Origin of the sequence: Malaciobacter marinus (genome assembly GCF_003544855.1) — a bacterium.
Classification (GTDB): Bacteria; Campylobacterota; Campylobacteria; order Campylobacterales; family Arcobacteraceae; genus Malaciobacter; species Malaciobacter marinus.
Genome location: NZ_CP032101.1, coordinates 151,586 through 167,188, shown reverse-complemented (window position 1 = coordinate 167,188; position 15,603 = coordinate 151,586). Strand labels below are relative to the sequence as shown.

13 protein-coding genes are annotated in these 15,603 nt (G+C 29.3%); 7 read left to right on the top strand and 6 right to left on the bottom strand.

Annotated features, from left to right (window positions below; all coding sequences use genetic code 11):
* Positions 1-194 precede the first annotated feature (194 nt).
* Together metH and AMRN_RS00810 are read right to left on the bottom strand one after the other, a co-directional pair.
* Complete coding sequence (metH, locus tag AMRN_RS00815; RefSeq protein WP_099311045.1) at positions 195-3,674, bottom strand: methionine synthase; 3,480 nt, start codon at positions 3,672-3,674, stop codon at positions 195-197.
* Positions 3,675-3,749: 75 nt separating this feature from the next.
* Entirely contained in the window at positions 3,750-4,352 is a 603-nt protein-coding gene (locus tag AMRN_RS00810; RefSeq protein WP_099311046.1) for a class I SAM-dependent methyltransferase, read from the bottom strand.
* 148 nt (positions 4,353-4,500) lie between these two features.
* Between AMRN_RS00810 and AMRN_RS00805 the strand changes: the two genes are divergently transcribed.
* The 3 genes from AMRN_RS00805 to hisIE all read left to right on the top strand — a co-directional run bounded on the left by AMRN_RS00805 (position 4,501) and on the right by hisIE (position 7,316).
* Positions 4,501-5,421 carry a branched-chain amino acid transaminase gene (locus tag AMRN_RS00805; protein WP_099311047.1) on the top strand — a complete coding sequence of 307 codons (921 nt, stop codon included), beginning with the start codon at positions 4,501-4,503 and terminating at the stop codon, positions 5,419-5,421.
* A 10-nt stretch (positions 5,422-5,431) separates the two neighbouring features.
* Entirely contained in the window at positions 5,432-6,511 is a 1,080-nt protein-coding gene (locus AMRN_RS00800) for an SPFH domain-containing protein (protein WP_099311048.1), read from the top strand.
* 76 nt (positions 6,512-6,587) lie between these two features.
* On the top strand, positions 6,588-7,316 hold the full coding sequence (gene hisIE, locus AMRN_RS00795) for a bifunctional phosphoribosyl-AMP cyclohydrolase/phosphoribosyl-ATP diphosphatase HisIE (protein WP_265734375.1): 729 nt from the start codon (positions 6,588-6,590) through the stop codon (positions 7,314-7,316).
* A gap of 177 nt (positions 7,317-7,493) precedes the next feature.
* Here hisIE and AMRN_RS00790 read toward each other — a convergent pair whose 3' ends face one another.
* The 3 genes from AMRN_RS00790 to thiC form a co-directional block, all read right to left on the bottom strand.
* Entirely contained in the window at positions 7,494-7,838 is a 345-nt protein-coding gene (locus AMRN_RS00790) for a nucleotide pyrophosphohydrolase (RefSeq protein ID WP_118897337.1), read from the bottom strand.
* A 62-nt stretch (positions 7,839-7,900) separates the two neighbouring features.
* On the bottom strand, positions 7,901-9,061 hold the full coding sequence (locus tag AMRN_RS00785) for an Mrp/NBP35 family ATP-binding protein (protein ID WP_099311050.1): 1,161 nt from the start codon (positions 9,059-9,061) through the stop codon (positions 7,901-7,903).
* A gap of 180 nt (positions 9,062-9,241) precedes the next feature.
* Positions 9,242-10,591 carry a phosphomethylpyrimidine synthase ThiC gene (gene thiC / locus AMRN_RS00780; RefSeq protein ID WP_099311051.1) on the bottom strand — a complete coding sequence of 450 codons (1,350 nt, stop codon included), beginning with the start codon at positions 10,589-10,591 and terminating at the stop codon, positions 9,242-9,244.
* 153 nt (positions 10,592-10,744) lie between these two features.
* On the opposite strand from thiC, the gene AMRN_RS00775 reads away from it, so the two are divergent.
* Genes AMRN_RS00775 through AMRN_RS00760 form a run of 4 tightly spaced genes read left to right on the top strand, consistent with a single transcriptional unit; the run spans position 10,745 to position 14,112 of the window.
* On the top strand, positions 10,745-11,560 hold the full coding sequence (locus AMRN_RS00775) for an HDOD domain-containing protein (RefSeq protein ID WP_099311052.1): 816 nt from the start codon (positions 10,745-10,747) through the stop codon (positions 11,558-11,560).
* 57 nt (positions 11,561-11,617) lie between these two features.
* A complete protein-coding gene (locus tag AMRN_RS00770) occupies positions 11,618-12,742 on the top strand; it encodes a bifunctional 2-C-methyl-D-erythritol 4-phosphate cytidylyltransferase/2-C-methyl-D-erythritol 2,4-cyclodiphosphate synthase (RefSeq protein ID WP_099311053.1) in 1,125 nt (374 codons plus the stop codon).
* The gene (locus AMRN_RS00765; protein ID WP_099311054.1) at positions 12,739-13,623 is read left to right on the top strand and encodes a DNA-binding transcriptional response regulator; all 885 of its coding nucleotides are present in this window, start codon (positions 12,739-12,741) and stop codon (positions 13,621-13,623) included. Before AMRN_RS00770 ends, AMRN_RS00765 begins: the two co-directional genes overlap by 4 nt.
* A gap of 3 nt (positions 13,624-13,626) precedes the next feature.
* On the top strand, positions 13,627-14,112 hold the full coding sequence (locus AMRN_RS00760) for a phosphatidylglycerophosphatase A family protein (protein WP_099311055.1): 486 nt from the start codon (positions 13,627-13,629) through the stop codon (positions 14,110-14,112).
* A gap of 365 nt (positions 14,113-14,477) precedes the next feature.
* Here the strand turns inward: AMRN_RS00760 and carA are convergent, their stop codons facing one another.
* Entirely contained in the window at positions 14,478-15,602 is a 1,125-nt protein-coding gene (gene carA / locus AMRN_RS00755; protein ID WP_099311056.1) for a glutamine-hydrolyzing carbamoyl-phosphate synthase small subunit, read from the bottom strand.
* Between the last annotated feature and the right edge of the window lies 1 nt (position 15,603).

Below are 15,603 nucleotides of genomic sequence, written 5' to 3'. Positions count from 1 at the left end.
TCTCTTACAAACTTACTTTGTGTTAAAGAACTCAATCCCTTCTTCAGCTCTCAATCTCTTGTTTGCCTCAGCGAATTTGGACGGGAATTATAGACAAATTCTTTCCCTTTGTCAAGGGTTTAGTCTTAATTTTGGCTTAAATTTTGGGAAATATTATCAAGTGCTCAAAATGAGCACTTTCTTTATAGTTAAAACTAAATATTATAGTAATTAGCTTCGTGATGAGGCACAACTATAGCACAAGTTGTTTGTTCAGGATCCATTTGAAAAGTTTCACTTAGTGTGATTCCAAACTCTTCAGGGTTCAATAAATCAAAAAAATCTCTATTTTGACTAAGTTCAGGACAAGCAGCATAACCAGGAGAATATCTACAACCAACATATTGTTTCATTTGAACATCATAAAGAGTTGGTCCTTCTTTTGGAACTATATCTAAATCAAGTCTAATTTGCTTATGAATAACTTCTGCTAAAGATTCGGCTAATTCTACTCCTAATCCATGTACTTGAAAATATTCACTAAATTTTCCTTGATCATATAACTCTCTTTCATATGACGTAATTTTTAATCCAGCACTTGCAAGAGTAAATCCAACTACATCTAATCTATCATTTGCAAAAAAATCAGATATACATCTATGTGGTTTTCTTTTTTGTCTTGGAAACTCTAGTACTTTTATTGCTTCATCTAAGTTTGGAACTTTTTTTGCTTCATCTAATGAGTTAAATCCATGTTTTTCATAATCAAATATATATAGTTTATTATCATGTGACATACAAGGGTAATATGCTTGTATTGAAATTGGTTCAAAAACCTTTTTTTGAATTAATTCTTCTTTTAATTTTTCATATAAGGGCTTAACTACTTCTTCTTCATGTTTTATAAAATCTTCTGTTTTTTGTCCAGCTCTTTTATATCCCCATCTTTGTCTAAATAATACCCTATGATTTATCCATTTAAATACTAATTCATTATCTATATCTTTAGATGTTTTTACCTGACGTCCCCAATATGGAGGAAAAGTAAATTCAGCTTTACTTGGAAGTTTTATATCTTCATAAGGTGGAATAATAATCTCTTTTTCTTCTTTTTTAGGACTTGTATCTTTTATTTGAATTAAATCAGCAGCTAATGCAGTATTGTTTTCTTCCCCATCTTCTATTCTTTTCATAGATACTACTCCATCAAAAGCATCCCTACAATAAAAAATTGGTCCATCATAAATAGGTCTACAAAAATCATTAATAAATGATTTAGTTAATGCAGCACCACCTAATAATACAGGAATATCAATACCTTGTCTTTGTAACTCTTCTAAGTTTTCTTTCATCACTGCTGTACTTTTAACTAAAAGTCCACTCATTCCTATTGCTTGTGCTTTATGTTCGCGTACAGCAATAACAAAGTCATTTATATCTGCTTTAATACCAATATTTATAACTTTAAAACCATTGTTACTTAAAATAATATCAACAAGATTTTTACCTACATCATGCACATCACCTTTAACTGTTCCAAGAACAAGAACAGTTTCAGTTGCTTTATCTTCTTTTGGTAAATAAGGATTTAAACTATCAACTGTAGCTTTCATTGTTTCTGCACTTTGAAGTACAAATGGTAACTGCATTTGTCCACTTCCAAATAAATCACCAATTATTTTCATCCCATCAATTAACCATTCATTTACAATTATTTCTGGTTTAATCTCATGTCTTAATTCCTCAACTAAAGGAAGCATTCTTTCTTTATCACCATCTAAAAGTAATTTTTTAACTTTTTCTATTGGTTCTAATTTTTGAAACTCTTCATCACTTTGATCTTCTTGTTCTTCTAAATTTGAAAAGTGGTCAATAAATTTAAATAAAGGGTCACCATCTTTTTGATTATTAAAAAGTAAATCATCACACGCTTTTTTATCTTCTTGTGAAATCTTATTTATTGGTAGTATATGTTTAACATTTACAATTGCACTTGTAAGTCCAGCTTGTACACAATAATGTAAAAACATAGAGTTTAAATAGACTCTAGCTTTTGAATCTAATCCAAATGAAATATTTGATAAACCTAGTGTTGTTCCAACATTTGGATGTCTTTTTTGAAACTCTTTTATTGCTTCTATTGTTTCAATAGCAGCAGTTCTATACTCATCATCTCCAGAACCTACTGTAAATACAAGCATATCAAAAACTAAATCTTCAGGTCTAAAGCCATGTCTATTTACTGCTAGATCATATATTCTTTGGGCAACTTCTACTTTTCTTTGGCTAGTTTTAGCCATTCCAACTTCATCAATTACTAAACAAACTAATGCTGCACCAAATCTTTTTGCTAATTTACAAACCTCATCAAACTTTTCTTCACCGTCTTCAAGATTTACAGAATTAATAATAGGTCTTCCACCGATTTTTTTTAGTGCTACTTCTAAGGCTTTTATTTGAGTTGAATCAGGCATAAGAGGCAATGGTATTTTTTGAGTATATAAAGATATAACTTTATGCATATCTTTACTTTCATCTCGTCCAGCAAAGCCAACAGAAACATCAATTACATGTGCTCCTGCTCTTACTTGTTGTTGTCCTACACTTAAAGTACCTTCATAATCTTCAGCTTTAAGTAATTCTCTAAAAGCTTTACTTCCTGTTGCATTACTTCTTTCTCCAATTAATAAAGCAGATGACTCTTGTCTTAAAGCAACACTATTAAACAATGAAGCAAGAGAAGCTTCATGAGTTCCTATTGGTTTTTTTACAGTTTTATCTTTAACTGCATCTGCTAATGCTTTTATGTGTTGAGGAGTAGTTCCACAACATCCACCTAAAAAAGCAACTCCATCAATATCTAAAAACTTTTCTTGCAATTGAACAAACTCTTTAGGTCCCATTGGATAATAAGTATATCCACCTTTATTTTGTGGTAAACCTGCATTTGCATGAACAGATATGGGAAATTTTGACACTTCACTTAATGTTTTTACATGCTTAAGTACTTGTTTTGGTCCTGTACCACAATTAAAACCTAAAGATAATATATTAAAAGGTTCTAAAATAGTTGCAATAGTAGAAGCATCAGTTCCTATTAGCATTGTTCCACTAAGTTCAATAGTAACAGAGACCATAATTGGTATATGTGAAGCTACATCTTGAAGTGCATGAAGTGCTGTTTTTATTTGAAGGGGATCTTGGCAAGTTTCAAGAAGAAATATATCTACTCCTCCATCAACTAAGCCTTTTGCCATTGTTTTATATCCCTCATACATCTCATCATATTCAATATGAGCTAATGAGGGTAGTTTAGTTCCTGGTCCTATTGAACCTAAAACATATCTTGGTTTATCTTCACTTTGATACTCTTGGCAAACTTCTTTTGCCAAGCTTGCACCTATTTTTGAAAGTTCATAAGACATATGCCCAATACCATACTCATCAAGTACCCATGGCATAGAACCAAAGGTATTTGTACTTATTAAGTTTGCATCAGCTTTTGCATAAGCATTATAAATACCTTTAATTACATCAGGTGCAGTAAGATTTAATAACTCATTGCATCCTTCTAAATTATTATTTTCAAAAAACCAATCTTCATCTTTTATATCAGCAAGTTGAAGCTGTGTTCCCATAGCTCCATCTATTACTAAAACCCTATTTTTTATAATTTCTTCGATTTTTTCTCTCATTTTTTTCTCTAGTTATAGTTATTATTATTAATTTGTAGTATATATAAATGCTTATTAAGAAGTAGTTAGTTCTTTCTACTGCTTTTGTAAAACAACCCTTATAACACTAGCTTCACCTCGATGACCCGACCCTTCATTTAAATGAACTATTTCTTCTTCTACTTTTATTTTTTTACATGCTTTAAATCTATTTTCAAAATCACTTTTATCATATAAAAGCTCTAAGTCTTTAGGACCACCACTTGAATAATTTATTTGATTTTTTGAAAAAAATTCTCCTACGAAATAAGCATTTTTTTCTAAAGACAATTCAATTTTATCAAAAAGTTTATCTCTTTGATTTTCATATATATGCAAATAAGAAGCTATTACAACATCATGTTTCTTAAGTGGTGCCCAATCTTGCAAATCCATACATAATATGTCAATTTCTAAATTTTTTGACAATGCATTTTTTCTTAGTTTTTCTAAACCTATATTAGATGCATCAATAGCTTCTATATTAAAGCCTTTTTCTGCAAAATATATTGCATTTCTACCTTCTCCCTCACCTAAACAAAGAATACTCTTTGAATTTGAGAATAAATGCTCACAAGATTTTAAAAATTCATTTACATTTGTACCATAAAAGTAATCATCTCTTGAAAATTTTTTATTCCATAATTCTTGTTGTGTCATTATTATAATACCTCTTTTAAAATTAGCAAAATAGTAGCAAAAAAAGTTTAAAGATAAATTTTAATACTACTAAATAAAATATCTTCACTTTTGTTTAATATAATCTTAGCTACACTAACAATTAAAATTTCAATCAGGATAATTTAAGATGACAGAAGCTAAATACATCTGGATGGATGGAGAGTATGTAAACTGGAATGATGCGAAAACGCATGTTTTAAGTCATACTTTACATTATGGGAATGGTGCTATTGAGGGAACAAAAGCGTACAAAACAGTTGATGGACGATGCGCTATTTTTAAACTTAATGAGCATACAAAAAGATTAATTAATTCATCAAAGATGACCCTTATTGATGTACCATTTAGTGCAGAAGAACTAAATAATGCACAAGTAGAGTTACTTCAAAAAAATGAGCTTTTTGATGGTGCTTATATAAGACCTCTTGTATACTTAGGCTATGGAGTAATGGGGCTTTATCATAAAGAAGCTCCAGTTAAAGTTTCAGTTGCTGCTTGGAAGTGGGGAGCATACTTAGGAGAAGAGGGACTTAAAAAAGGTGTTAGAGTAAAAATTTCATCTATGAGTAGAACTCCAAATACTTCAGGTATGGGAAAAGCAAAAGCAGTTGCTAATTACTTAAACTCACAAATGGCTAAATTTGAAGCTGTAGAGGCTGGTTATGATGAAGCACTTTTAAGAGATGACCAAGGGTATATAGCAGAAGCTAGTGGAGCTTGCTTTTTTATTGTAAGAGATGGAGTTTTAATTTCACCACCAAATGACAACTCACTAGAATCAATTACACAAGCAACAGTTATTGATCTTGCAAAAGATTTAGGAATTGAAGTTGAAAGAAGAAGAGTAACAAGAGAGGAGATTTATATTGCAGATGAAGCATTTTTTACTGGAACTGCTGCTGAAGTAACACCAATAAGAGATGTTGATGCAAGAATAATCGGAGGTGGTTCAAGAGGACCAATTACAGAAAAACTACAAACTGCATATTTTGATGCAGTAAGTGGTAAAAATGAAAAGTATTTACAATATTTGACATATATAAATTAAAAGGAAAAATATGCCAATAGATAATGACTATTTTAAGAATAGACAACAAAACAACAATAATTCAAATGGTGGAGGTAAAGGAAACTATCAACCTCCTTTTGAGCCACCTGAATTTTTTAAAAATTTCGGGAAAAAAGCTGGTTTTTTATATGCAATTATCATTATTGTAATAATGATGTTTGTATTCAAACCATTTGTTATAATTGAATCTGGACAAGTTGGTATTAAAGTTACAACAGGTAAATATACTGAAACTCCACTAAGACCTGGTTTTCATTTATATATTCCAGTATTTCAAAAAGTAATTATTGTTGATACAAAAGTTAGACTTATTAATTATATGTCAGTTGAACAAGTTAATGGTCAATTTGATAGAAGTATTAGAATGAATCCTGCTATTAATATCTTAGATGCAAGAGGTTTACCTGTATCTATTGAACTTACCGTACAATATAGATTAACAGCAGAGGGTGCACCTAAGACTATTTCTACATGGGGTCTTGGTTGGGAAAATAAAATTGTTGATCCAGTTGTTAGAAATATTGTAAGAAATGTAGTTGGTGAATTTAATGCAGAAACATTACCAACAAAAAGAAATGAAATTGCAGTTATGATTGAAAATGGTGTTCGAACAAAAATCGAAGCTTTAGACGGTATGCCTGTATCAGTTGAATCAGTACAATTAAGAGAGATTGTTTTACCTGTAAAAATTAAAGAGCAAATTGAAAGAGTTCAAATTGCAAATCAAGAATCAGAAAGAGTAAAATACGAAGTTTTAAGAGCAAAACAAGAAGCTGAGAAAAAAGCTGCACTTGCAAAAGGTGAGGCTGATAAAAACAGAATTGAAGCTCAAGGTAGAGCAGATGCTGTAACTATTGAAGCAAAAGCACAATCTCAAGCAAATAAAGAGATTGCAAAATCTTTAACTCCGAACTTACTTCAAATGCAACAAATTCAAGTTCAAGGTAAGTTTAATGAAGCACTTAGAGAAAATAAAGATGCTAAGATATTCTTAACACCTGGTGGTTCAACTCCAAATATTTGGGTTGATACAAAAAATAAATCAAGAGACACTTCAATAAACAAATAAAAAAAAGAAGTAGGAAACTACTTCTTTTTTTATCTACAAACTTAAAATCACTTTACTAACTTGACACCCTAATTATATTGTTGTAAAATTCGCCCAGCAAAGAGGGAAAAGGAAATTACAAATGAGTATAAAAGAAAATATTGACTGGAAAAAAATGGATAATTTAATTCCAGTAATTACTCAAGAAGCAAAAACAAATGAAGTTTTGATGCTTGCATATATGAATAAAGAAGCATTAAACTTAACACTAGAAACAAAAATTGCCCACTATTTTAGTAGAAGTAAACAAAGAATATGGAAAAAAGGAGAAAGTTCTGGTCATCTTCAAAATGTAAAAGAGATTTTATTAGATTGCGATAATGATACATTACTTTTAAAAGTTGAGCAAATTGGTGTAGCTTGTCATACAGGAAGAAAATCTTGTTTTTTTACTAATTTAGAAACAAATGAAGAAGTTTCTAAAATCCAAGTTGATACAAGTTCTGCATATGGAATAGTTGATACTCTTTATCATACTATTTGTGAAAGAAAAAATGATGATCCAAAAAAATCATATACTGCAAAGTTATTAAAAGGCAAAGAGAACTCTATGCTAAAAAAGATTGTAGAAGAAGCAGGAGAATTAACATTTGCAATAAAAGATGACAATGAAGAAGAGATTGTTTATGAAGCTGCTGATTTAATGTATCATTGTTTAGTAGCAATGGCTAGTAAAAATATTAGTCCAGACAGAGTAAAACAAGAATTAGCTAAAAGATTTGGAATTTCTGGAATAGAAGAAAAAAATTCAAGAAAACAAGAGTAGAGTTAAAGCTCTTCTTGTTTATCTTTTCTAAAAACCTTAATAATAAAGTTTAATCCTATAAATATAAATAGTACACCAACTATTATAGATATTATTTCTGAAATTGACATTATTAATTCCTTTAGTTATTGTACTATTATATATTAGTTCAAGTAAGTAGAAATTTAAAGTTTAAGATTACTTCTTTTTATATATTATTCTATTTTCATCTTTATCAAATAAAGGATATTTCTTTTTATTCTTTTCCATTTTTTCATATATTGCATCTTCTAAATTAATATCATAAGCCATACATATTCTAATTAAATATATTGCAATATCTGCTATTTCTTCTTTTAAGTGTTCTTGTTTATGATTATCTAAATTTTTTGAAGCTTCTAAATCTAACCATTGGAAAATTTCTACAAGTTCTGAAACTTCTACACTAAGTGCCATAGCTAAATTTTTTGGATTATGATGTTTGTCCCAATCTCTTTGTTTTGAAAACTCTTTTATTATTTCTTGTATTTTTGTCATGTTCATAAAAAACCTTTATGATAAATAGAAAGTTTATATTAAGTAAAGAGTTAAAACTCTTTACTTAACTAATGGCAGCCGCATCCTCCGCCATTAGAGCTTTTAGCTTGTGTTGATGCGCCTGCTGTACTACAAGCACTAACACCAGGAGGTGTAGTTGGTTGAATCTCTTCATTTGAAACATTATCACTTACTTGATCAACATATTCAATAAGTTTTTGTGAAGCTATCATATATCTTTTTGCAGATTCAGATTCTGGTTGGAAATATACTACAGGCTTACCTGAATCTCCACCTTCTCTAATTGCAGGTTCAATTGGTAAATTTCCTAGAACTTGAGTATTATATTGTTCAGCTAAAGCTTCACAAGTTCCCATTCCAAAAATATCTGATTCTTCATTACATTTTGGACAAATAAAACCACTCATATTTTCGATAATCCCACCAATTGGAATATGAAGTTTTTCAAACATATCTAAACTTCTTCTACTATCATCAAGAGCAACATGCTGTGGAGTTGTTACATTAACACCACAAGTTACAGGTACACTTTGAGCAAGAGTCAATTGTGCATCACCAGTTCCAGGAGGCATATCAATAAATAAAATATCTAAATTTTCCCATAAAATATCTCTTAATAATTGCTCAATTGCTTTCATAATCATAGCACCTCTCCAAATTAGTGCTTGTCCTTCTTGCATTAATGAACCCATTGACATTACATCAACACCATGAATTCTAAAAGGTTTTGCTTTGTTTCCAATAACTTCAACCTCTCTTCCTTGTAATCCCATCATTCGAGGAATATTTGGACCATAAATGTCAGCATCTAAAATACCAACTCTTTTACCTTGCATTGCTGCTGCTACTGCTAAGTTAACAGTTGTAGTTGATTTTCCAACTCCACCTTTTCCAGAACTTACCATTACAAAGTTTTTAATATGTGGTGCTATATTTTTTCCACTAGTACTATTACTTTGTTGTTTTTCTTCTTCAGGTTTTTTAATATTTATTATAACTTCTTCAACAATTCCTGATAGAGTTTGAGTAATATCTTCTCTTAATTTTGATTCAACTTCTTTAGCACTTGATGTAATATCAAGTGTTAATATACAGGCAGAACCATCAATTTGAACATCTTTTACAAAACCAAATTCTATAATTGATTTAGCAAAACCAGGATATTTTACATTTTCTAATGCACTTTTAATATCTGCTACTGTTGCCATATTAATTCCTTATTTTAAATTTACGATATTATATTCTAAATAGGATAATTATTGTCTTAATTATATTCAGAATATCTAATATTGTATTGTACAGAAAGTAAAATATTTTTTACCTAAAAAACTAGACAAAAAAAAAGAGTGGGAATACCACTCTTTTAAATTATTTTTATAAATATAATTTTACTCTGTCTCTTTCATTTTATCACCATGTTCTTCAACAATCTTTTGAGTAATCTTATATGAACAAAATTTAGGTCCGCACATTGAACAGAATTCTGCTTCTTTAAATACATCTTGAGGAAGTGTTTCATCGTGAAACTCTTTTGCTCTTTCTGGATCTAGACATAATTCAAACTGTTTATTCCAATCAAAACCATATCTTGCATCACTCATCTCATCATCAATATCTCTTGCACCTTTTCTTCCTCTTGCAATATCAGCACTATGAGCCGCAATCTTATAAGCAATGATACCACTTCTAACGTCTTCTGCATTTGGTAGCCCTAAATGCTCTTTTTGTGTAACATAACAAAGCATTGAAGCTCCATGCCATCCACCAACAGCTGCACCAATAGCAGATGAGATATGATCATATCCAGCAGCGATATCAGTTGTAAGAGGTCCTAAAATATAAAATGGTGCTTCATGACAATACTCTTTTTCTAATTTCATATTTCGCTCAATTTGATTTAAAGGAACATGACCTGGTCCCTCAACCATAACTTGAACATCTTTTTCCCAAGCTCTAAGTGTCAATTCACCTAAGACTTTTAACTCTGATAATTGTGCTTCATCACTTGCATCAGCTAAACATCCAGGTCTTAATGAGTCACCTAAAGATAAAGATACATCATATTTTCTACAAATATCTAAAATATCATCAAAAGCTTCATAAAATGGATTCTCTTTATGATAGTGCATCATCCATGCAGCCATTAAAGAACCACCACGACTTACAATACCCATTTTTCTTTTTGCAATATGAGGCATAAATCTAAGTAAAAAACCTGCATGAATTGTGAAATAAGAAACACCTTGTTCTGCTTGTTTTTGTAAAGTTTGTAGCATCTTTTCAATACTTAAATCTTCAATTTTATCTTTACAGTCATGTAAGATTTGATAAATTGGTACAGTTCCAACTGGCACAGTAGAGTGATTAATTACACCTTCTCTAATTGCATCTAAATCTCCTCCTGTACTTAAATCCATAATTGTATCTGCTCCATATTTTAAAGAAACATCAACTTTTTCAACTTCAGTATTGATATTAGAAGCAAGGGCAGAAGAACCAATATTTGCATTAATTTTACATTTTGATGCTAATCCAATTGCCATAGGATTAAGGTGTTTATGATTTACATTTGCTGGTATAATTAACCTTCCTCTTGCTACTTCACTTCTAACAAGTTCTGGTTCAATTTTTTCAACTTTTGCAACATACTCCATATCAGGTGTAATAATACCTTTTTTTGCATAATACATCTGAGTTCTAACATTATCATTATTATGATTGTCTAACCAATCTCTCATTATAAAAATCCTAACATAAAATTTGTTTGATTATATCAAATTTTTTTTATATAAGCTTAATTATTTAATCTAAATTCTTATTATTAAGAATTACGTTTCGATTTTTCATAGTTTTTTTGTATAATAAAAATTAGTTTTAATATAGGGAAATATATGAGTAAAAAAATTATTGAAAAAATAGATTCACTGCCACCTTTACCAAAAAGTGTAATCGAACTTGAGAAATTTAGAAAACTTCCGGATAAAGATCCTGAAGAACTATTAAAAATAATTCAAAAAGATCCTTTAATTGTAACAACATTATTAAGAGTAGCAAATTCATCAATGTTTGCTTTTAGAAGTAAAGTAGATACTGTACATAGAGCAATTTCTTTGCTTGGAGTAAATTTTTGTATTTCTATTGCATTAGGTTCAGTTGTTCAAGATTTAATTAAATCTAATCTTGAAGCTTACAATATAACAACTGATGATTTTATGGAAAACTCAAACCTTGCTTCATCTTTTGTAAATAATTGGTTAAGTACTATTAATTTTGAAGATAAAGATGAATTAGTTCTAGCTGCCTTTTTACAAGAAGTAGGTAAATTTATTATTTCAGATGTAGTAATAGAAAATAATGAAATTAATGAATTTCAAAAAGCACTTAAAACAGATACTTCAAAAGCTGAAAATGAGTTTGTTGGTTTCACTTGTGCAAAAATCACTGCAAATATTTTTAAACATTGGAAACTTGATCCAAATCTAATTTTTTCAATTGGTTTTGTACAAGATTTAGATACATGTCCAAAAGAGTTTATAAAAAAATGCCAAGTTCTTGAAATAACAAAAATTTCATGTGATATTGTTAATCCATTAGATGATAATAATATACAAAAAGCAATTAATAAGGCGATTGAATATAATTTTGATATAGAACCATTAATGAATACTATTGATAGCTTGAAAGTAAAAACTAGTAACAATGCTTAAATTACACATAAGTTACATTAGACTATAATTTGTAACTTTTTTACACAAGGGGAAAGTTTGTCTAATGTAACACTGGTTATTCTTTGTGCAGGAAATTCATCTAGATTTAGTCTAAAAGCTAAGAAACAATGGCTTAGAGTGGATAATGATCCTGTTTGGCTTTATGTTTCAAAAAAGCTCACTTCATATCATGATTTTGATAAAGTTATTGTTACCTCTCATAAAAATGAGATTAATTACATGAAAAACTTTAATGATGATATAACTTTTATAGAAGGTGGAGATACAAGGCAGAATTCTATAAAAAATGCTTTAAAAGAAGTAGAAACTGACTTTGTAATGATTACAGATGTTGCAAGAGTTGATATCCCTATTGAAGTTATAAAAAACCTCATTCAACTCAAGAATGAAGCAGATTGTATTGTCCCTATATTAACTGTTTCTGATACAGTTGTTTATGAAGATGAAACTATCAATCGAGACAATATTAAACTTATTCAAACCCCTCAACTTTCAAAAACAAAAATTTTAACTCAAGCTTTAAAGACAAATACAGACTTTACAGATGATAGCTCAGCTATTAAATCAATTGGTGGCTCTATTAAATATATAAAAGGTAACCAAAGAAGTAAAAAGCTAACGTTTAGTCATGATTTAAGTATTATAGAAAAGCTTGAATCACCAAGTAAAAACTTTTTTACAGGAACAGGCTTTGACATTCATCCATTTGAAGATAATAAAGATATGTTCTTAGGTGGAATAAAAATAGATGCACCTTATGGTTTTAAAGCCCATAGTGATGGTGATGTATTGATACATTCAGTTATTGATGCACTACTTGGAGCATGTGGTGCAGGAGATATTGGTGAATTTTTCCCAGATACAGATAATAAATACAAAGGAGTTGATTCTAAAATCTTACTAGAAAATATTGTTAAGTTTATCTATGCGGTTGGCTATGAAATTGTAAATATTGATTTAACAATTATTGCACAACAACCTAAAATCAATCCATATAAAAATGAAATCAAGTCAAAAATAGCAAATCTTTTAAATTTAGAAAAATGCTTTGTAAATATAAAAGCAACCACTGCTGAGAGATTAGGTTTCATAGGAAGAAAAGAAGGAGTAGCTGTGCAAAGTATAGCAACATTAAAATACTACGATTGGAAGAAAAGATGAATATATTAATTATAGAAAGCGAAATTTATTTAGCACAAAAAGTTGTTTCAAGATTACTTGATGATGGACATAGCTGTGATTATGTAGAATCGCCAAATTTAGATAGTTTAACAAAAGAGTATGATATTATACTTTTATCAACATCTTTACCTGCATTACAATGCAAAAATATAATTAAAAGATACAAAGATTCAATTATTATTCTTCTTGTTTCATATATATCAGATGAAACAGTTACGAACCCAATTAAAGATGGTGCAAAAGATTATATTATGAAACCATTTATAATGGATGAGTTAGTAAGAAAAATTTATCATTATAAAGAGTGCAGAACATTAAAACAAGAACTAAATACAATGAGACGATATCTTGATTTTATGTTTAAAGATATTGAGTTAGAAGAGACTACATTACCTCCATCTTTTCCAATACTTATTGAAACAAATTCACAAAAATGTGCTGACAAATTAGTTTTTGAACTTTCAAAAAAACTAGATATGGGAGTAAAGTTTATCTCTTTTAGTAGTGATAACTGGCAAAAAGAATTAAATACACCTTTTAAAGGGATTATTTACTTAACAGATTACCATACCTTGAAAAAGAATGCAAAAGATAATTTAGTAAAAATAATAGAAGATAAAAACTGTATTTTAACTTCACTAGAAAAAGAAGAGTCATTTCCATACAAAAAAATTGAGTTTAATAAATCCGATTTAGTTGTTTTAAACAATAATATAATGACAATAAATGATTATGTAAAGCTAATGGTGCTATCATTCCAATCTAAGTATCCAGATACAGAACTTAGTAAAAAACTTGGTATTTCAAGAAAATCTTTATGGGAAAAAAGAAAAAAACTTGGAATTGAAAAAAAGAAATAAGGAATATATTTGAGAAAATTTTTCTTAACAGTTGGATTTAGTGGATTAAGTCCAATCGCACCTGGCACAGCAGGTAGTTTTGTGTCATTAATTATTGGTATATTTTTAATTCAGTATATACCAGCTTCAACTTTTTTTCTAATAGCATTATTTATTAGTGCTATTGCAGTAAAACAAATAGATTTATATGAAAAAGAGATTGGTATTCATGATAGCAAAGAAATTGTAATCGATGAATTAGCAGGAATGTGGATAACACTTTCTATATGTGGAATAAACAGTTCAAATATAGTAATAATGTCTATTTTAGCATTTTTCTTTTTTAGACTTTTTGATATTTGGAAACCCTCAATTATAGGTAAGATTGATAGAGATGTTAAAGGTGGTTGGGGAGTAATGGGAGATGATATTATAGCTGGTATCTTCGCTGGGATATCAACTGCTGGAACTTATTTTTTAATTGAAAAGTATCTTTTACCTATTATCTAAAACAAACGATTAATTTCGTTTGTTTAATTTTGTAACTTAAGTAGTATTAACTATCTTTATCCTAATTTAAATATTTATTTCAGTTATTTTTGATTTCTTTATATCTGCATTAAAAGAAATCGATTCTAAAACTTCAGTAACTATACTTGGTACTATGGTTACAATTGGAGCATCTGTTTTTGGTATAATTTACATGCAAAAATAAATCAAACAAAGAGAAATTGATGAATAACTTTTAAAGTCTAAAAATAGCTAGTTATATTTAGATTAAAAGCGGAGATTAATTTTTGCGAAGGAGTTTACAAGTAGTAAATGACTGAGCTAAAATTCATCTTCAACGAAGAAGATGAATATAAATAGCTATTTTATTTTACAATTTTTGCGAATTCTGAGAATATATACTTCGACTCATGAGGACCTGGACTTGCCTCTGGATGATGTTGAACTGAAAAAATATCTTTATTTTTATATTTAACACCCTCAATAGTATTATCAAATAGATTCATATGTGTTATATTAGCTATTTCTACAATATTATCAGGTACATTATAGTTATGATTTTGTGCAGTTATTTCTACAACTTTAGTTTCTGGATTAGCAACTGGATGGTTACCTCCATGTTGTCCAAATTTAAGTTTATATGTATCATATCCATGAGCTATTGATAACATTTGATGCCCTAAACAAATCGCAAATATAGGAATATTTGTATTGATTAATTTTTGAACTTCTTCTTTTTCATTTGTTAAAGTTAATGGATCACCTGGTCCATTTGATAAAAATACTCCACCTATTTCTGAAGCTTCAAATCTTGCTATTAGATCATCAGCTTTAAAACTTGATGGCACAACTTCAACTTCAAGACCTGATTCAACTAATTCATTTAAGATATTTCTTTTTACTCCAAAGTCAACAACAATAACTTTTTTATCACTCATTACTGCTTTATTATAAGCCATTTCTTTATGGTTCCATGCCCCATATTTATGAATATAAGGCTCACTAGTTGTAACTTCTTCTATATAATTAATATCTTCAATTCTAGGACTTTGCTCTAGTAATTTTTTTAATTCATCTTTATCATGGATTTTTGTTGATGCTATCATCATCATAGCACCCTCATCTCTTACAATTTTAGTTAAATATCTAGTATCTATATCACAAATACCTAATACATTATGCTCTTTTAAAAGTGCATCTAAATCACCTTTGGCTCTAAAGTTTGAATATTCATGATGATAGTTTCTAACTAATACACCTTTACAATGGCATGACTTACTTTCCATATCATCACTATTTATACCTACATTTCCAATTTCTGGCATTGTAAATGTTATAAACTGACCAGCATAAGAAGGATCAGAGATGATTTCTTGATAGCCAGTCATTGATGTATTAAATACTATTTCTCCAACACTTGTTCCTGTTGCACCAAAAGAATTTGCCTCTAAAAAAATCCCATTTTCTAAATAAACCCAAACTTTTTGCATG

What these genes read in the sequence shown, in the direction of transcription:
- metH (WP_099311045.1), bottom strand. Translation starts at nt 3,674, where the DNA reads ATGAGAGAAAAAATCGAAGAAATTATAAAAAATAGGGTTTTAGTAATA.
- AMRN_RS00810 (WP_099311046.1), bottom strand. Translation starts at nt 4,352, where the DNA reads ATGACACAACAAGAATTATGGAATAAAAAATTTTCAAGAGATGATTAC.
- AMRN_RS00805 (WP_099311047.1), top strand. Translation starts at nt 4,501, where the DNA reads ATGACAGAAGCTAAATACATCTGGATGGATGGAGAGTATGTAAACTGG.
- AMRN_RS00800 (WP_099311048.1), top strand. Translation starts at nt 5,432, where the DNA reads ATGCCAATAGATAATGACTATTTTAAGAATAGACAACAAAACAACAAT.
- AMRN_RS00790 (WP_118897337.1), bottom strand. Translation starts at nt 7,838, where the DNA reads ATGAACATGACAAAAATACAAGAAATAATAAAAGAGTTTTCAAAACAA.
- AMRN_RS00785 (WP_099311050.1), bottom strand. Translation starts at nt 9,061, where the DNA reads ATGGCAACAGTAGCAGATATTAAAAGTGCATTAGAAAATGTAAAATAT.
- thiC (WP_099311051.1), bottom strand. Translation starts at nt 10,591, where the DNA reads ATGAGAGATTGGTTAGACAATCATAATAATGATAATGTTAGAACTCAG.
- AMRN_RS00775 (WP_099311052.1), top strand. Translation starts at nt 10,745, where the DNA reads ATGAGTAAAAAAATTATTGAAAAAATAGATTCACTGCCACCTTTACCA.
- AMRN_RS00765 (WP_099311054.1), top strand. Translation starts at nt 12,739, where the DNA reads ATGAATATATTAATTATAGAAAGCGAAATTTATTTAGCACAAAAAGTT.
- carA (WP_099311056.1), bottom strand. Translation starts at nt 15,602, where the DNA reads ATGCAAAAAGTTTGGGTTTATTTAGAAAATGGGATTTTTTTAGAGGCA.